18 protein-coding genes and 1 tRNA gene are annotated in these 18845 nt (G+C 39.7%); 5 read left to right on the top strand and 14 right to left on the bottom strand.

All coding sequences use genetic code 11. The annotated features are described in order from the left end of the window. Positions 1-10: 10 nt before the first annotated feature. Positions 11-101 (bottom strand) — tRNA-Ser (locus R5R67_RS12925). Between the two features lie 261 nt (positions 102-362). Here R5R67_RS12925 and rnr point away from each other — a divergent pair. From rnr to R5R67_RS12945, 4 genes are all read left to right on the top strand, one after another. Next, entirely contained in the window at positions 363-2780 is a 2418-nt protein-coding gene (gene rnr / locus R5R67_RS12930; protein WP_000165349.1) for a ribonuclease R, read from the top strand. A 134-nt stretch (positions 2781-2914) separates the two neighbouring features. Then, positions 2915-4969 (top strand): M3 family metallopeptidase, encoded by a 2055-nt coding sequence (locus R5R67_RS12935; protein ID WP_000266476.1) that lies wholly within the window; start codon positions 2915-2917, stop codon positions 4967-4969. Positions 4970-5009: 40 nt separating this feature from the next. Beyond that, positions 5010-5219 (top strand): YheV family putative zinc ribbon protein, encoded by a 210-nt coding sequence (locus R5R67_RS12940; RefSeq protein WP_000745523.1) that lies wholly within the window; start codon positions 5010-5012, stop codon positions 5217-5219. An 11-nt stretch (positions 5220-5230) separates the two neighbouring features. Further along, entirely contained in the window at positions 5231-5662 is a 432-nt protein-coding gene (locus R5R67_RS12945; protein WP_001130987.1) for a hypothetical protein, read from the top strand. A gap of 148 nt (positions 5663-5810) precedes the next feature. On the opposite strand, the gene R5R67_RS12950 is transcribed toward R5R67_RS12945, so the two are convergent. The 5 genes from R5R67_RS12950 to R5R67_RS12970 all read right to left on the bottom strand — a co-directional run bounded on the left by R5R67_RS12950 (position 5811) and on the right by R5R67_RS12970 (position 11346). Beyond that, positions 5811-8006 (bottom strand): TRAP transporter large permease subunit, encoded by a 2196-nt coding sequence (locus tag R5R67_RS12950; protein WP_001158907.1) that lies wholly within the window; start codon positions 8004-8006, stop codon positions 5811-5813. A 187-nt stretch (positions 8007-8193) separates the two neighbouring features. Further along, the gene (rrtA, locus tag R5R67_RS12955) at positions 8194-8760 is read right to left on the bottom strand and encodes a rhombosortase (RefSeq protein WP_000651536.1); all 567 of its coding nucleotides are present in this window, start codon (positions 8758-8760) and stop codon (positions 8194-8196) included. 77 nt (positions 8761-8837) lie between these two features. After that, a complete protein-coding gene (locus R5R67_RS12960; RefSeq protein ID WP_000049106.1) occupies positions 8838-9923 on the bottom strand; it encodes a hypothetical protein in 1086 nt (361 codons plus the stop codon). Between the two features lie 769 nt (positions 9924-10692). Beyond that, positions 10693-11082, bottom strand: a complete 390-nt coding sequence (locus tag R5R67_RS12965; RefSeq protein WP_000607072.1) for a membrane protein — start codon at positions 11080-11082, stop codon at positions 10693-10695. A gap of 6 nt (positions 11083-11088) precedes the next feature. After that, on the bottom strand, positions 11089-11346 hold the full coding sequence (locus R5R67_RS12970) for a succinate dehydrogenase assembly factor 2 (protein ID WP_001288210.1): 258 nt from the start codon (positions 11344-11346) through the stop codon (positions 11089-11091). A 187-nt stretch (positions 11347-11533) separates the two neighbouring features. On the opposite strand from R5R67_RS12970, the gene R5R67_RS12975 reads away from it, so the two are divergent. Then, positions 11534-12706, top strand: a complete 1173-nt coding sequence (locus R5R67_RS12975; RefSeq protein ID WP_001190549.1) for an acyl-CoA dehydrogenase family protein — start codon at positions 11534-11536, stop codon at positions 12704-12706. Positions 12707-12754: 48 nt separating this feature from the next. Here the strand turns inward: R5R67_RS12975 and R5R67_RS12980 are convergent, their stop codons facing one another. The 8 genes from R5R67_RS12980 to secY all read right to left on the bottom strand — a co-directional run bounded on the left by R5R67_RS12980 (position 12755) and on the right by secY (position 18813). Continuing rightward, positions 12755-14245 (bottom strand): flavin-containing monooxygenase, encoded by a 1491-nt coding sequence (locus tag R5R67_RS12980; protein WP_000415138.1) that lies wholly within the window; start codon positions 14243-14245, stop codon positions 12755-12757. Between the two features lie 181 nt (positions 14246-14426). After that, on the bottom strand, positions 14427-14804 hold the full coding sequence (gene rplQ / locus R5R67_RS12985) for a 50S ribosomal protein L17 (protein WP_001216380.1): 378 nt from the start codon (positions 14802-14804) through the stop codon (positions 14427-14429). 18 nt (positions 14805-14822) lie between these two features. Next, positions 14823-15830: a DNA-directed RNA polymerase subunit alpha gene (locus R5R67_RS12990; RefSeq protein ID WP_000198631.1), complete on the bottom strand. Its 1008-nt coding sequence runs from the start codon at positions 15828-15830 to the stop codon at positions 14823-14825. Positions 15831-15847: 17 nt separating this feature from the next. Next, positions 15848-16474: a 30S ribosomal protein S4 gene (gene rpsD, locus R5R67_RS12995; protein WP_000135204.1), complete on the bottom strand. Its 627-nt coding sequence runs from the start codon at positions 16472-16474 to the stop codon at positions 15848-15850. Between the two features lie 12 nt (positions 16475-16486). Next, positions 16487-16873, bottom strand: a complete 387-nt coding sequence (rpsK, locus tag R5R67_RS13000) for a 30S ribosomal protein S11 (RefSeq protein ID WP_001040166.1) — start codon at positions 16871-16873, stop codon at positions 16487-16489. Positions 16874-16892: 19 nt separating this feature from the next. Next, complete coding sequence (rpsM, locus tag R5R67_RS13005) at positions 16893-17249, bottom strand: 30S ribosomal protein S13 (RefSeq protein ID WP_000090815.1); 357 nt, start codon at positions 17247-17249, stop codon at positions 16893-16895. Between the two features lie 107 nt (positions 17250-17356). Then, a complete protein-coding gene (gene rpmJ, locus R5R67_RS13010) occupies positions 17357-17473 on the bottom strand; it encodes a 50S ribosomal protein L36 (protein WP_000867907.1) in 117 nt (38 codons plus the stop codon). 20 nt (positions 17474-17493) lie between these two features. Then, the gene (secY, locus tag R5R67_RS13015; RefSeq protein WP_002000592.1) at positions 17494-18813 is read right to left on the bottom strand and encodes a preprotein translocase subunit SecY; all 1320 of its coding nucleotides are present in this window, start codon (positions 18811-18813) and stop codon (positions 17494-17496) included. Positions 18814-18845 lie beyond the last annotated feature (32 nt).

Raw genomic sequence — 18845 nt, forward strand, 5'->3', positions numbered from 1 at the left:
ATTAAGTAAATGGCGGTGAGAGAGGGATTCGAACCCTCGATACCAGTAATAGGTATGCTTCCTTAGCAGGGAAGTGATTTCAGCCACTCATCCACCTCACCGGAACGAGCCGCCATAATACAAACTAAAACTACATTGTTCAAGTCATGATACTGAAATTTTCTTGTTTTTTCGTTCAATTAAATATTTTTTAAACAATTTTCGTATTCTTTTCGCCTTTTTCAATCAAACGCTTGTTAAGATAGATATTATTTCTTTATTTCAACACAGTAGTGCATAACACATTATTGCAAACCTGAACGTGCAGTTCTGGTCTGCATGTCTTATGCTAAACCTATCTGCCAAGCATGAAACCAAACGACATGACAAAAAACTGGGTTGACCCCGAAGCAAAAGCCGAAGCTGAACGTTATGACAATCCTATTCCAAGCCGTACTCTTATTTTAGATACGTTGGAACAATTGCAAACACCGCAATCTCATGCAGAACTTGTTGACCATTTTCATATTCAAGATCAGAAAAGTATTGAAGCCTTAAGTCATCGCTTAAGTGCTATGGTTCGTGATGGCCAACTTATGAAGGATGGTTTTAAGTTTCAGTTGGTGGCAGACCAACCTACCTATGAAGCAACTGTCTATATTAATAGTAAAGGTTTGGGTACAGCACATATTGATGGTCAAGATGATTTGTTATTACCTGAGCGTGAGTTACGTTTAGTCTTTAATGGTGATCGGGTCCGTGTTCGGCAGACATCGGTAGATCGCAAAGGTAAACCGTGGGGTTTCATTACCGAAGTTATACAGCATCGTGTAAAACAGTTAATTGGTAAATTGTCGGTACATGACGGCGAATATTTTATTCAGCCCAACAATCCAAATCAGCATCAACCTATCCCTCTAGAAAAAGAGTTGGTTGAACATGCTAAAGCAAATGTCGGCGATATGCTTCGTGTTGCTATAGACACTTACCCAACCCGGGAAGAATTTGCAACGGCACATATTATTCAGTCTATGGCAGATAAAGCCGATACTGAAATTATTATTCCGCAAACCATTTTAGAGTTTGGTTTGCCTTACGAATTTCCAGATGAAGTTATAAAAGAAGCTGAAAGTTTCAAAGAACCTGCTGAACAAGATCGCGAAGGTCGAGTTGATTTAAGAGACTTGGCACTTGTCACAATCGATGGTGAAGATGCGCGAGATTTCGATGATGCAGTATATGCGGAAAAACGTCCTGGTGGTGGTTACCGAGTTGTCGTTGCAATTGCCGATGTGAGCCATTATGTACGATTAGATTCGGCATTAAATGAAGAAGCTGAAGAGCGCGGCACTTCGGTTTATTTCCCACATTTTGTTTTACCAATGCTACCAGAAGCATTATCAAATGGATTGTGTTCACTTAACCCACACGTAGATCGTTTATGCATGGTCTGTGACCTAAAACTTTCTCGTACGGGTCGTGTTACAGGTTATGAATTTTATCCGGCAGTCATGCATTCAAAAGCACGTTTGACCTATACACAAGTAGGACAATATTTTGAAGGTGCAACTGATGCAATTCCAAAAGATCGTGATATTCATAAATCGCTAAATACACTTTTCCAGCTTTACCAGATTTTGAAAAACTTACGTGTTGATCGTCATGCAATGGAGTTTGAAACCATTGAAACTTATATGACCTTTGACGAGTTAGGTGGAATTAAAGAAATTTTACCTCGTACACGTAATGATGCTCATAAGCTTATTGAAGAGTGTATGTTGCTTGCCAATGTAGCAGCAGCAGAATATGCCTTAGAACATGATATTCCGATGTTGTATCGTGTACATGAGGCACCTGAATTCTCACGTATTCAAAAAGTAAAAGATTTTGTAAAACTATTGGGTTTACCTTTCCCTGACCAACCAACTCAGGCAGACTATCAAAAAGTTATTGAGGCAACTAAAGACCGTATTGATGCGCCAAGCATTCACGCCGTGTTATTACGCTCAATGATGCAAGCTTACTATGGTGCCAAAAATGCAGGTCACTATGGTTTAGCTTATGAAGCTTATACACATTTCACTTCACCAATTCGCCGCTACCCGGACTTATTGTTACATCGTGCAATTAAAGCTCATCTAAAACAAAAGCCTTACCCACTTTCCGGTGCAGCTTTAGATGATGCAGGTGAACATTTCTCTCAAACAGAACGCCGTGCCGATGAAGCATCCCGCAGCGTAACGACTTGGTTGAAATGCCACTATATGCAACAACATTTAGGTGATGAGTTTATTGGTATTGTGAGTGCGGTAACTGAATTTGGCCTATTTGTTACTCTTAAAGATCTTTATGTTGATGGCATGATTCACATTAGCCAACTTGGCGATGATTTCTTTATTTACGATCAAGCCAGTCAAAACCTCATTGGACAAAATCGTGGTCAAGTCTTCGGTTTAGGCGATGAAGTTAAAATTCAAGTTGCTGGTGTAAATCTAGAAGAGCGTAAAATCGATTTCCAACTCATTAAACAAGTTACTCATGCTGGACGTGTAGTTCGTAGTCGTGCTCCACGCACAACCAAAATTAGCACACAAGCAACAGAAGAAGTTTTTGGTAAACCATCTGTATCAACTGATGGTGAAAAACCTGTCCGTAAAAAGAAGGAAAAAGGTAAACCAAGCTCATATAGTAAAAAGTCTGGTAAGAAAACCTCTACAAAAGCAGAGGCCAAACCAGAAAAAGTAAAGAAAAAAGCGAAACCTAAAAAGAAAAAGTCAAACGCCAAGTCTAAGGCTGACTAATTCATAGGTATTTGCATTAATTATGATTAAGCTCCCAAAATGGGGGGCTTAATGTTTTTAAAACGTTTATTTTTTAAATTAAGCTTGATTTCCTGCCTAACAATACCTACATCTAATACTATGTTTAAAAAATAATGTGGCTATTAGCAATGACTTTACAGCAAGCGACTCTACCTACTCCCCGCTTTGATCAAATTACATTAGATAATTTAAAACAAGATATTCAACAGGCGATCCAAGCAGGACAAGAGTTTTTAAACACCCTTACGGCTGCACCATCCGAGACAGACCAGCAACTTGCCGTACTTGAACAAATTGATGCTCTTGAAAATAACCTCAGTGAATCATGGGGAGTGTTGTCTCATTTAAATGCTGTAATGAACAGTGCTGAAACCAGGGAAGTCTATCAATCACTATTACCCGCTTTAAGTGAATATTACACTCAGCTTGGCCAACACACGGCGTTATATCAGACCTATCAACTCATTCATGATGGTCAGAGCTATTCAACGCTAAGCCCTGCGCAACAAAGTGCCATCCGTCTCGCTTTACGTGATTTTAAACTTTCTGGTGTTGCTTTAGAGGGTGAAGAGAAAAAACGTTACGCTGAAATTTCTGCACGTCTTTCACAGCTTTCTTCTGACTTCTCAAACCATGTACTTGATGCGACACAGGCTTATTTTAAACCACTGACAGAAGACCAATTAAAAGGTCTTCCGGAAAGTAATGTTGAGTTATTAAAACAGTACGGCAAACAGCGTGAGCTTGATCAAGCGGTCGCAACTTTAGATTTCCCAGCTTATTTTGCCATCATGACCTATGCCGATGATCGTGCCTTGCGAGAAGAGCTTTATAAAGCTTATGTCACACGTGCATCAGATCAGTCTGAGCAAACAGAATTTGACAACAGCAAAATTATGGAAGAAATCCTGAGTCTTCGCCAAGAGATGGCAAAACTACTCGGTTTTAATAACTATGCTGAATATTCTCTTGCCAGCAAAATGGCTCCTGATGTCAAAACAGTTCATGACTTTTTGGTCGACCTAGCTGAGCATGCACGTACCCCTGCACTTCAAGAAGTTGCCGAACTCCAAGCTATTGCCAAACAAGATGGTATTGATGAGCTTAAACCTTGGGATACCACTTACTATTCTGAAAAGCTTAAACAACAACAATTCAACTTATCACAAGAAGCTTTAAAACCTTACTTCCCTGCACCAAAAGTGACTCAGGGATTATTCCAGATCGTACAGCGTCTATATGGTATTAACATCGTTGAACGTGAAGCTCCGGTTTGGCATCCAGATGCACGTTATTTTGAGTTAGAAGACCAAGGTGAAGTCATTGGTGGCTTCTTCTTTGATTTATATGCACGTACAGGTAAACGTGGTGGAGCATGGATGAGTGGTTTCCGCTCACGTATGCAAACTGTTCATGGTTTACAAAAACCAATTTGCTATATGGTGTGTAATTTCACTCCACCTGTAGGCAACCAACCAGCCTTACTCACCCATGATGAAGTCATTACCTTATTCCACGAATTTGGTCATGGCTTACACCATATGCTTACTGAAGTAGATAATATCTCAGTTGCAGGTACTCACGGCGTTGCTTGGGATGCAGTCGAGTTACCAAGTCAGTTTATGGAATTCTGGTCATGGGATAAAGAAAGTCTTGATGTTTTAAGTGAGCATATTGAAAGCAAGCAGACTTTACCTCAAGAGTTACTTGACGCTTTATTAAATGCACGTTTCTTCCAGTCTGGTATGCAAACTTTACGTCAGCTTGAATTTGCCTTATTTGACTTAACTATTCACACCAAAACTCCTGCGTTGAATAGTGAGCAAATTCAGCAGACCTTAAATGATATTCGCAAACAATATGCAGTAGTTCCAACCGTCGATTACAACCGTTTCCAGCATAGCTTTAGTCATATTTTTGCAGGCGGCTATGCAGCAGGTTACTACTCTTACAAATGGGCAGAAGTTTTAGCAAGTGATGCCTTTGACCGTTTTGAAAATGAAGGTATTTTCAATACTCAAACGGGTAAAGAATTCCGTCAGGCAATTTTAGCGGTGGGTGGGAAAGATACTGCTCTTGAAGCATTTGTGAATTTCCGCGGTCGTGAGCCAAAAATTGATGCATTGTTACGTCATCAAGGTTGGACGAACGATAACAAAACCGCTTAAACTATGGGCCTAAATTGATCGTGTGGTTAGGGTGATAAAGATGAAGAAACGTTTCATTGCTGGGGCTAAATGTCCAAAATGTGAAGCCATAGATCGGATTGTCATGCTAACCACCACTGAAGACGAATGGATTGAATGTATCGAATGCGGTTATAGCGAAAATCGTCCGACTCATATTGATGAGCCTGAAACGCCCGCTATACCTGATGAAATTGGGGTAATACAGTTCAAGCCTCGTCGTTCTGACTAAAGGTCTTAGACATGCCACTACAAAGAAAACAAAACTCAAAACTATTGTGGATTTTAATTGGGGGCTTAAGCATTCTCGTCGTGCTTTTTTTCGCAGCACAATGGTTTTTCAAAAAAACTGAAACATCAGCGCCAATGGTTGACCCACAACCAGCCTCGGTACCAGCTCCTGAAAAAACTACAAAACCCTCTGAAAGCTCGGAACCCGTAGTTCAAACACAAACCGCTAACTCACAGCAACTTGTGAATGAAGATTTGCTCAAGCAACCAATCCCTGCTCAAGAATCTTTAGCTAAAGAAGAAGTATCTAAACTCAATGACATTCATCGTCAATTGCAAGATCAGGAAGCGACACTAAAAGCTCAACATGCTGATGCAGATCAACTTATTAAGCTAAAAGAAGAGCAAGTGAAGCTTCTTGAGGCCCAAGTTAAACAGCAATAGTATTTGTTTAACTCTAGATATGATGCAAAAAGCTAGTTCACTCTGAGCTAGCTTTTTTATTTACTAAAAATTTATATGTTCAAAATAACTACCACATAAAAAAACACCCTCTTAAAGAGAGTGTTTTCGCTCGGCTTATATATTTAAATTACTTATACCAACCAAATAATTTCAGTATTAGGGGTGCATAAGTTACCAATACCAATGATGAGAACAAGACAATAATTGGTAATAACCAACGTTCATATCGGTAGTAGAAACTTGTGTACTTCTCTTTCGCTTCTGCATCGGCAGCATTCACCTCATCATCACCAACGGATAACCGCGTTAATAGATGGTTCAAGGCAACTGGCGGCGTTACATAACCAAATTCGAATGCGACCAATACAATCATCCAGAAATGAATTGGATGAATACCATTTTCGTAAGCTACAGGAGCAATAGTTGCTGCCACTAAAATTACGGCACCAAATGGATCTGTACACATACCGATAATTGCAAGTAACAGTGCAATACATGCCAGTGATATATAGATACTGCCTAAATGAGTTGGTAATAATTCGACCACTTCAGAGCGTTCAATTAAACCACCTACACTTGCAGACAATGCCATCAAAATAATTAAGGCACCGATATGCCCCACTGTTTCTGATGTCGCAAAACGTAAAGCACCACCAAAACCAAGACGGAACTGTGAACTATGCGGATCATGAGTCTGTAAGAACGGTGATTTCTTTTCATGCTCACGAACAATCGCCTCATGAATATTTAAAGCTGGTACCTCTTTAGGCATAACCATTTTATCGTACAGAATCATCGCAATAAGCACGAGTGGCAGAATCACTGGTGCAGTAAATTCATTCATTCCTGTATCTAATGCATATTTATAAAATGCAAGGACAACTACAGTAATTAAGATATATGGAATAACTGGTACGAAAGCTCGTGCCATACCTGGTAGTGCCACTTTTGGCGAGTTCACACGGAACTTTTCTTCTGCCAATAAAAGGGATACACCCAAGAAAATAAATGCTGTTAGCCAGAAGACATAAATACCATGTCCGAATAATTCATCAGATGTAACATGACGACTATCCAACATCGCAATTAGAACGACCAAGAGACATGGGCGTACAACCACCCCTAGGGAGCCAGACATTGCAGATACAGCTAATGCATATTGACGGCGAGCGCCTGCGTTCCAAACTTCCTTATAAATAATCGCACCAGCCGCGATAACGAAAATCCCCGAAGCACCGGTATAAGCAGTCGGTACAGCAGCAGCAATCAGAATTAACCAAGTTAAGGTTTCTGGCGCCAAGTTCCATGGACGAAGTACATTTAAGAACAAGTCCATAACACGGGTTTGCGTGAGTAACATACCCGCCCAAATAAATAAGGCAAGATTTAAGAAGATACCCGAGAACTCAACCAATAAACCAAGGTAAATCCCTTGCCCCATTGGATAATCCATAAAGAACGTGAATACAATACCTGTAATTAGTGCCATATAGGCATATAAAGGTACAGAAAGTAAGGCTAAACCTATATTACCGCCTTCACGTTTTGGTGGAGGTGAAACAAATAGTTGATACAGACTAATTAAGGTCAGAACAACAAACAGAATCATCCATATCCAGTAAATCGTTACTGTTTCATAAGTAGGTGTTACCCCTGAATTAATGACTGAACGATACTGGCTAATGACCGAGAAGCTCAGTAGCGCATTACCAATCAACATAAATAGAGAATACACTTTGTAATCTATTTTTGTTGCTGGATTACGCAAGCCAATATGGTGGTATTTCAATGATGCAGTAATCGCTGAAATCAGTACCATAAAGACCAGTAAAATGGCACGGTTCTCTGTACCGAATTTAAAAATACCAAAGAAACCTGTTTCGATCGCACGATAAGTACGTACTCCCGGGTTTGCTTCGATATATTTAATAGTTTTGTCATAAGCCTGATATTTTTCTTCACATTGCTGCTGTGCTGCCAGTAAGGATGCACGGACATCACTTTCCGATGCTGCACCAAAGAAGCTCGCAAAATCATCAGATGCATTTGCTTTCATCTGCTCTTTTACTTGAGCATCAATATTCGGATGTCGATCACAAGTCGGCTTTTCAGGCTCAGCACGCAAGAATGAATATTGCATGCCTGTAGCAGGGTCACCATAAAGACGTTCCCCGATACGTAATAATTGACCGTGGATCATTTCCCCGGTACCAATTATGAGCGTCATCAATAGTAAAATGAGGATAATGAATGTTGAGATCCATTCATTCCAGATATAACCCAGCAGACCTAATCCAGATCTTTTTTCTTGATATTCTTGCATAAATATTCCAATTTTGTTCTCTCAAATCCTTCATAACAAAGGCTTTGAGTCATGCAATTTCCTTGGTCAGGGGTATCGTCCATCCCCCTTCTACCAATCCCTTTATTCAACGATCAAATTTGCATCAAACTTTATCAATAAAGAATGACTAAAATCACTTTTTTAACAGTTTGTATTGTCAATCTTTCTATTTGAATCTTTGTATGAGCCAATAGCATCCTCCAAAGATTGCACCACCAATCGCCCCATATAGATGAGCTTCAGTTAAAACTGGACTACCAATGAGCTGGGCTGTTCCTGTTTGCCCAAATGTATTTTCCCAAATCAACTTTGCAACAATTAAACCTAAGACCAGAAATGCAAAATTCCTTTCTTTACGGTATTGCAAGTAAACCAAAGCAACTGCGGTATATAACCCATGGAGTACCCCAGAAAGGCCTGCATATGCATCGATATTGGGCAAATAAAAATAGAACACCAAGCTAATAAAAGGTGGTAAAAGAAAAAGAAGACTTAAAATGTGCCACACTTTGGTATGGGGAAATATGAAAGGCAAACACGCAAATGCCATCATATTTAAAAGAAAGTGAATCCATCCGACATGTACCCAGTGTGCTGTCCATAAACGCCAGAACTCGCCGAGTAAGCTTTCACGCCAATAGATAAAATAATCCGGAAACACTTGTAAACATGCAGAAACAGAAATGCACCCTGCGACCAAAAGCACTTTTTTATTGAGTACATGATCTTTCATAGCACACTCCTTTTAAACCAGCCTCCTTACGATTACTAGAGTTAGTAACCGTAAAGAGTGAGTTCCTTCAGATCTATTTACTGTGCAGGTGCAGTTTTTGTGTCAGCTGGGGCTTCCGATGCAGCTCCACCATCAAACAACTCATCCAATTCAGCTGAGCCTTCGTTTTTCTCATCCCAGAAATGAGACATACCGTCATCACCAGTACGAACACCAGTATGCTCAGTCCAGTAACGATCAGAAATACCGCGCACAATTAAACCAGCCATACTATCGATTAATTTAAAGTTCGGATTGACAGGTTTGTCATCTGCTTGAGATGCAGCATAAGTTTTTAATGCATCACGGATTTTGGCATCGTCACCACTCGCTTGAGCAGCTACGGCATATAACGCATGAGATAAACGAACACCTTTTTGTTCACCAATTTGTACGGACTGTTTTAAAGTCTCATATGGATCAGGCTTCCCTTCATTCGCGCCTGGTAATAAAGTCCAGATCACTGCACGGGTTGCATTTGGTGCACCCCAGAATTTTTGGTTATCAAGGCAGACCATACCGCGCTCTACAATAGCAGCAATATCTTTCGGAACATTGACAGAACCGCCAGAGTTAATGTCGTTGGTCACAGCTTGAAGACCACTGATCATCCCAAGTAAATATACAGTTTGGTCAATATCACTACGCATTGTTGGACAAGAATCACCTAAATGATATTTATATTTAGATTCCCAACGATCAGCAAAGAGCTTATAGCCTGCGTATTGTCGCTCAGCAGCAATTGCAGCCCAACGCTTCTGTGCAATACGTGCATCTTGAGCTTCTGTTACCTGCCCTGCTTTTGAAGCACGCAAATAACGTAATTCCTGTTCTAATGCTTGGTTTTCCGCGCATACACCTGAAGCAGCATACATTAAGACAGCAACACGAGTAGGATCTGCCCCCATACCTTTAGTCGACATGATTGCAGGAGTTAAGGCACTACCAGTATTACAGACCATTTCAGCATCTTGCATTGCTAAAATAGGTGGAACGACGTGCTTTTCCGTAAAACCTAAAGCAACATTTGCTCCGCTTTTCACGACGTATGAACAACCTGATAAAACTGAAGCTGCAAGAAAACTTACCGCCAAACCTTGGCATATTTTTTGGACTTTAGACATCTTCCTGTCCTCGATGTAATTTGTTTTTTCCTTTTCAGATGTACATTAGCAGATGCATATCTTGAATAAAAGAGTAATTACTCTAATTGTAGCGCTTATACTTTGACACACTTCACAGCAGATAAAATTGACAGTTTTTCAGGGAAACAAAAATTTTAGGCAAAAAAAAGTAGCATTGCGACGGTTCAGCACATGCTACTTATTAACTGGGATAAGCTTTTAACGGCTTATATTATTGTTGTTCTAGATAATCCTTAAGTAAAGTTCCTGCTCTTCCTACTACTACAGCCATAATTACTGCAATCAACAGAAACATCCACATTGAAATCTCCATGAGAGACCTCCTTACTACGTTCGCACCCAGTTAAAAACTGGACACTTGATGAAATTAATCGATTAACCAATTAGATTATTGACTGATCGATGACCTTTGCATCCTCTGTCTCTTAACTTTGCTAAGATTAACTCGGTTAAGATGTTCCCTGAGTAAAGTTCCTGCTCTTCCTATCACCACCGCCATAATTATGGCAATGACCAAGAACGACCATGTTGGCATCTCCATTTGAGACCTCCGACACACTTTACGTTGGTGTTTGTACTTTAACCGATAGAATAGTAACCATATTGAGAAATTGTCCGACAATTAACTTTCTTGCCGTTTTTTCTGTATTTTAACTAGACAATTTCAAATTTCCAAAAAGAAATAAAAGATAAGATATTGATTAATAATAATTTTAAATAAATATACAAATGTAGAATTGTCTAACAATTAATAGAGTTTTTCTAAAGTTTTAAGCTTTTTCCAATCTACTAATGACATTTGATCAAACCAAATGATAGAAGTTAGTGTTTTATGACCTTCAAAATAGATCACTATGAAAATCTGATAATCAATTATTTTTAAAATTTTGACGCGTGAAATGGTGTTCTGTGAGTGATAAGCAAGCGACCATAGTTTTTTATCTAAATAAGCAATTTGTGCAAGCTGCGGACGCTTTAAAAAGAAAATAAAGCTGATAAATAGTAAGCTGATTACAACTAACCACCATAGTAACGGCATTAATTGATAAAATAGAATTGCTAAGCTTAAGCCAATAAAAAACTGAAATATAATTGAAAAACGACTATATTTCAGCTTAAAATTCAAATGGTTGATCAAAATAAATTAACCATGAACATAGTGTTTTAATTTATAGATAAAGTCACGTAATTCGGTACGTGGTGGTTCTGATACTTCCATAAACCAATCGAGTAAATCAGGATCTTCCTGTTCTACCAACTCAGCAAACAACGCTTTTTCTGCCGGGTCTGCCTTTAAATAATAATTTTTCACATAAGGGTCAAAATAGACATCAATTTCCTTTAAACCACGACGTGCGCGATAGATTACTTTACGTTCTTCCAAGGTCATTTCTTCAGACATTTATTTCCCCATCTGCGTTGATAGTGCGCTTAGTTTACCTGATCACATGAGAAAGTTCGCTAAAAATATCAAATTGACCAAACTTATCACTTCACCGCCATAAATGAGCATTCATCACATTGTTAGGTCTAGTCGCTTCCCTTATGTTTAGCTCATAACATCAAGCCCAAACCAAGGAAGAAATACAATGCAATCTGGTGCTATTCGTCCCATTCCAAATATGTTACCTCGCCATTTATTTAATGAAGAACATGAAGCTTTTCGGGAAACGGTACGTAAATTCTATGAGAAAGAAGTTGTACCTAATATTGAAAAATATGAAAAACAACAGCATGTTGACCGAGATCTTTGGAATAAAGCTGGTGCATTAGGTTTACTCTGTACTACCATGCCAGAACAATATGGTGGTTCAGGTGTCGATCGCCTATACAGCATGATTCTTATTGAAGAACAAGCCTATGCGATGGACTCAAGTACAGGTTTCTCACTGCATTCCGACATTGTAGCCAACTATATTAATAACTTCGGTAATGAAGAGCAAAAACAGAAATGGCTCCCTAAAATGGCTACTGGTGAGACGGTTACCGCAATTGCCATGACCGAGCCGGGAACAGGTTCAGACTTGCAAGCGGTTCGAACAACAGCCGTTCTTGATGGCGATGAATATGTCATTAATGGTTCAAAAATATTTATTACCAATGGCTATTTATGCGATATGGCGATTGTCGTTTGTAAAACGGGGAATAGCGATAAAGGATCTGCCAATTTATCACTCATTATTGTCGAAGCTGACCGTGCTGGTTTTACTAAAGGCAAACCACTTAACAAAATTGGTATGAAAGGCCAAGATACCTGTGAACTCTTCTTTGATAACGTTCGTGTTCCTAAAGAAAATCTTTTAGGTATGGAAGGTATGGGCTTTATCATGCTTATGAAAGAATTAGCGTGGGAGCGTATGCTAGTTGCTATTATCTGCCAAGCCGGGGCAGAAGCAGCATTAGCACATACTGTTCAATATACAAAAGATCGTAAAGCATTCGGCAAACCAATTGGAGCATTCCAAAATACTCGTTTTAAACTTGCTGAACTTAGAACAGAGATAGATTTCTGCCGTACCTATTTAGATCGTTGTATGGAATTACAACTCGATGAAAAATTGAGTGTTGAAGCTGCAGCGGCTGCAAAATATAAAATTTCAGATATGTTTTCAAAAGTTGTAGATGAATGTCTTCAATTACATGGCGGTTATGGCTATATGCTGGAATATCCAATTGCCCGCGCTTATATCGACCACCGAGCAAACCGTATTTATGCAGGCACCAATGAAATTATGAAAGAATTAATCTCTAGAACTCTTTAATCTTTACTATAAAAAGGAGGCTTATAGCCTCCTTTTTATTTTCGAATATCAAGACACTAATTTTGGTTTACGTGTGGTAACTTCTGAATGCTTATGAAAACGTAGAACACCATCATCAAATTTTGCATTTTTTAATGATTTTCGGTCTTCAAGATAATTATTGGTTACCTGCCATGGTGCTTGTTTACCTTGTTTAGGAATCACGTCGGCAGCACGACTAATATAACCAGATGATAAGCTACCCATGACTGTGTCCTCTTCCATCACACTCTTATCACCAGATGGAATGACTTCATCATAATTATTCTTATCCATGTAGTTTAATAAACGGCAGATATAATCTGCTGCAATATCAACTTTTAATGTCCATGAAGCATTTACATAGCCAATAATCATCGCCATGTTTGGTACATCGCTAAGCATCACGCCGTTATAAAGCATGTGTTCAGATGATTTAACTGGCTCCCCATCAATAGTTGCCTGCACACCGCCCATGATTTGAACCTGCAAACCTGTTGCAGATACGATAATATCGGCATCAAGGTGCTTGCCTGATTTTAATTGAATACCAGTCTCAGTAAATTTTTCAATTTGATCAGTTTCAACACTCGCCTTACCTTCACGAAGAATTTTGAATAAATCACCATCAGGAACTACGCATAGACGCTGATCCCAAGGGTTATATGAAGGTGTAAAATGTTTCATATCAACTTTACCCTTAAGTTGCATTTCAATTGCTTTTAAGAGTAAACGACGAACTGTTTTAGGATGCTTTTGAGACAATGCATAAATTGCTCGTTGCATACCAATATTACGAGCACGCGTAAATTTATAGGCTGCTTCTTCAGACATAAATCTACGAGTTTTTTCATAGATGAAATCAATAGACGGAACAGAAGCAATATAAGTTGGTGAACGTTGCAACATCGTTACATGACCTGCTCCACCTTTTGACATTGCAGGCACCAGAGTAATTGCTGTAGCCCCACTACCAATAATTACTACTTTTTTACCCTTATAATCCAAATTTTCCGGCCAATGTTGTGGATGAATGAGTTGACCTTTGAAAGCTTCTTGATTTGGGAAAGTCGGCGCGTAACCTTGATCATAATTATAATAACCAGTACAACCTACAACGAAGTTAGCAACCCAAGTCTGCTGTTTTTTCTTATTGTCCTCGACAATAACATGCCACTTTTTCGAGGCAGAATCATAATTCGCAGAAAGGACACGATGGCCAAAATGAATTTTTTCTTTTAAATTAAACTCATCAATCACTTCCCCTAGATATCCTTTAATAGAGGCACCATCAGCGAGAACATTGGCTTTGCGCCATGGTTTAAAGTTAAAACCAAAAGTAGACATATCTGAATCAGAACGGATACCAGGATAGCGGAAAAGATCCCAAGTTCCACCAAACGATTCACGACGCTCCAAAATTTCAAACTGACGTTGTGGAGAGTTTTTAGATAAATGGGCAGCAACTCCTATTCCTGATATGCCTGCACCAATGATTAATACATCAACTTGCTTTTCCATTTTATTTTTATACCCATTGTTGAGAATATGACTTTATTAAATCACAATTTTGACAATACACAATGTCAAGTTTGACCGTTTATCCGTTTTTTTATGTCACTTGGGGACAAATTTTTAATTTTATGTTTTTTGGAAAATAAAAAAGACCGGCATAAAGCCGGTCTTTTTTGAATAATATCAATTATTCAGCTGAAGTGTTCACTTCACGATCTACAAGCTCAACGTAAGCCATCGGTGCTGCATCACCAGCACGGAAGCCCGCTTTAAGAACACGTAGATAACCGCCGTTACGTTCTTTGTAACGAGGGCCGAGTACGGTAAATAATTTACCAACAGTTGCAGCATTACGAGTACGAGCAAATGCTAAACGACGATTTGCTACAGTATCGTTTTTTGCTAGAGTGATTAAAGGCTCAGCAACACGACGTAATTCTTTAGCTTTAGGCAAAGTTGTTTTGATCAACTCATGTTCAAATAAAGAATTAGCCAAGTTTTGGAACATCGCTTTACGATGGCTGCTTGTACGGCCTAATTTCACACCACTATTACGATGACGCATGGTGATAGTCCTACTTAATTAACGGCTACGATAGGCAAAACGGTCGTCCATACGAAGACTAGCTGGTGGCCAGTTCTCAAGACGCATACCGAGTTGTAAACCTTTCGATGCCAAAACATCTTTGATCTCTGTTAACGATTTTTTACCAAGGTTAGGAGTTTTTAACAACTCAACTTCAGTACGTTGAACAAGATCACCAATGTAGTAAATATTTTCTGCTTTCAAACAGTTAGCAGAACGAACAGTAAGCTCTAGATCATCTACTGGGCGAAGCAAGATTGGGTCAACTTCTTCACGAGGTTCTTGAGCAACAGGAGTTTGGTCTTTCTGAAGATCAACAAAAATTGCAATTTGTTGTTGCAAGATTGTTGCCGCTTTGCGGATTGCTTCTTCAGGATCAACCGTACCGTTGGTCTCAAGATCGATTACCAGTTTATCTAAATCGGTACGTTGTTCTACACGCGCATTTTCTACGGTGTAAGAAACACGCTTAATTGGGCTATAAGAAGCATCTAACTGTAAACGACCTACAGGACGTGTTTCACCTTCAGGGAAACGAGAGTCAGATGTTTCATAACCACGACCTTGAGAAACTTTCAAGCGCATTTTTAATGAGCCTGTAGCACTCAAAGTACCAATTAAATGTTCTGGGTTAACCACTTCAACATTATGAGGTAAACGAAGGTCGGCAGCAGTAATGTCACCAGGACCTTGTTTTTCTAATGTTAAATAAGCTTCATTTTGATCGAACAGCTTAATAGACAATCCTTTTAGGTTCAGCAAGAGCTCGACGATGTCCTGCTGCAAGCCTTCTAAAGTACTGTACTCGTGCTCGACACCTTCTATCTCTACTTCAACCACAGCAGCGCCTGGCAAAGAAGACAATAGAATGCGACGTAAAGCATTACCTAGAGTATGGCCAAAACCACGCTCTAAAGGTTCCAGAATCACTTTTGCCGAGGTCCCGCTTACCGCTTCGACCTTGATCGCTTGCGGAGTTAGAAACTCGTTTGCAGTACGCGTCATTATTGCTACCTCAAGGATTATTTAGAATACAATTCTACAATCAAGCTTTCGTTGATTTCAGCAGGTAAATCAGAACGATCTGGTGCAGCTTTAAACGTACCTTCAAGCTTAGAGTGATCAACTTCGATCCAAGCTGGAATACCACGTTGAGCAGCCAATTCAATCGCGTTTTTAATACGCAATTGTTGTTTAGCACCTTCGTGAACCGCAATTACATCACCAGCTTTAACTTGAATAGATGCGATGTTTACACGACGACCATTCAAAGTAATGCTACGGTGACTTACTAACTGACGAGCTTCTGCACGTGTAGAACCAAAACCCATGCGATAAACAACGTTATCAAGACGGCTTTCAAGCAATTTCAACAAGTTCTCACCAGTTGCGCCTTTAACACGAGCTGCTTCTTTATAGTAGTTACTAAATTGACGCTCTAACACACCGTAAATACGACGGACTTTTTGTTTTTCACGTAATTGTAGTGAATACTCAGATTGCTTACCACCGCGAGCCTGACCATGTTGACCAGGTGCTTTGTTAGCTTTTTTAGTTTTGACGTCAAATGGTTTAACGCCAGATTTAAGTTGCAGGTCTGTCCCTTCGCGGCGAGAGAGTTTGCATTTTGGACCAATATAACGAGCCATGAATGTTTCTCCTTACACGCGACGTTTTTTAGGTGGACGGCAACCGTTGTGAGGAATTGGAGTCACATCGGTAATGCTGTTAATCTTATAACCCACTGCGCCTAATGCACGAACCGCAGACTCACGACCTGGACCAGGACCTTTTACAAGGACGTCAAGGTTTTTCAAACCGTAATCTAAAGCTGCTTTACCAGCAACTTCAGCAGCTACCTGAGCAGCAAACGGAGTTGATTTACGTGAACCACGGAAGCCTTGTCCACCTGAGGTGGCCCAAGCCAATGCATTACCTTGACGATCGGTAATCGTAACAATGGTGTTATTAAAAGACGCGTGAATGTGTGCAACACCTTCAGAGACGGTACGAGTGACCTTCTTGCGTGTGCGAGTATCTTTAGCCATCTTTTAGCTTCCAGAAATCTTACTTTTTAATCGGTTTGCGCGGACCTTTACGGGTACGTGCGTTAGTTTTGGTGCGTTGACCACGGACAGGCAAGCTGCGACGATGACGAAGGCCACGATAGCAACCTAAATCCATTAAACGTTTAATGTTCATGGAAATTTCGCGACGTAAGTCACCTTCGGTAGGAACCTTAGCAACTTCTGCACGAATCGCATCAAGCTGTGCATCGTCCAACTCACGGATCTTAGTAGTCTCAGTAATACCAACTGCAGCTAAGATGTTCTTAGCAGTGTGGCGACCGATACCAAAGATGTAAGTGAGGGAGATAACAGCATGCTTGTTATCCGGAATGTTTACACCGGCAATACGAGCCATTCACTTTTCTCCAAAAAGGCAGTAGAGATAATCAACCGCCCCACAAAAATCTTGAGGGGCGGATATTAACCCAATTCGCCTACTGAAATCAACAGGTCTTGATTAGATTAACCTTGACGCTGCTTATGACGAGGTTCTGCGCTACAAATCACGCGAATAACCCCATTACGACGGATAACTTTACAGCTACCACAAATTTTCTTTACAGAAGCTTGTACTTTCATGATGAAACCTCTAAGTGCGCTTATCCCTTAGGATGAGCAGTCGTTTTTCTCATTAATGTTTGATTGTCATATTGATGAGAAGTTAAATGCGCTTGTAGCTGAGCCATAAAGTCCATAACAACAACGACTACAATGAGTAATGAGGTACCACCCAAATAGAATGGAATACCAAAAGAACTTTGTAGAATCATTGGCATCAAACAAATGACTGTAATATAAATCGCACCAATAAACGTCAAACGATTAAGAATATGATCTAAGTAACGAGCAGTTTGCTCACCTGGGCGAATACCAGGCACATAAGCTCCGCTGCGTTTTAGATTTTCTGATACTTCCTTAGGGCTAAATACTAAAGCCGTATAAAAGTAACAGAAAAAGATAATTAACGCACCAAAGAGCACCAAATACAAAGGCTGTCCAGGCGACAATACTAAAGCTAAATCTTGTAAACTACGTTTAATTAAACCAGCATTCGGATCTGCACTTCCTACCCATTGTCCCAAACTAGCTGGGAACAAGAGTAAAGAACTCGCAAAAATCGCAGGAATCACACCAGCCATATTAATTTTCAACGGTAGATGTGTTTGCTGAGCTGTAAATATACGACGCCCTTGCTGCTTCTGTGCATAGTTTACTGGAATACGACGCTGTGCTTTTTCAATAAACACAATCGCTGCCAATACACCAAGAGACAAAAGACCAAAGATAACAAGACCAATTAAACTTGTTTGACCATTATCGACAGATGATACTGATTGCATAATTAATTTAGGCAAACCAGCAACAATACCTGCAAAAATAATCATTGAGATACCATTACCGATACCTCTTTCAGTGATCTGTTCACCTAGCCACATTAAGAACATAGTTCCTGCGACAAGTGATGTAACTGCAGGTATATAAAAAGCAAGACCACTAGATAGAGTAATACCCTGTCCAATAAGACCTGCACACATACCTACTGCCTGAACCACTGCAAGTAATAATGTACCCTGACGCGTATATTGATTAATTTTACGTTTACCTTGCTCCCCTTCCTTTTTCAAGGCTTCGAGAGAAGGAATCACTGTAGACATTAACTGCACAATAATTGATGCAGAAATATAAGGCATGATTCCTAAAGCAAGAATCGACATTCGCTCTAAAGCACCGCCAGAAAACATATTGAATAGCCCAAGAATAGTTCCTTGGTTTGCATGAAATAAATTTTCTAACGCAGCATTATTAATGCCTGGTACTGGAATATGCGCTCCTAGTCGAAAGACCAGCAATGCACCGATTAGAAAACTCATCCGGCGAATAATTTCACGATATTTCACGTGAAATGGCTGACCTTTCATCATGTTGACATGACCTGAAGAACTAGGAGACA

The sequence above is a fragment of the Acinetobacter sp. OYA S30 genome (assembly GCF_033599315.1).
Lineage (GTDB): Bacteria > Pseudomonadota > Gammaproteobacteria > Pseudomonadales > Moraxellaceae > Acinetobacter > Acinetobacter baumannii.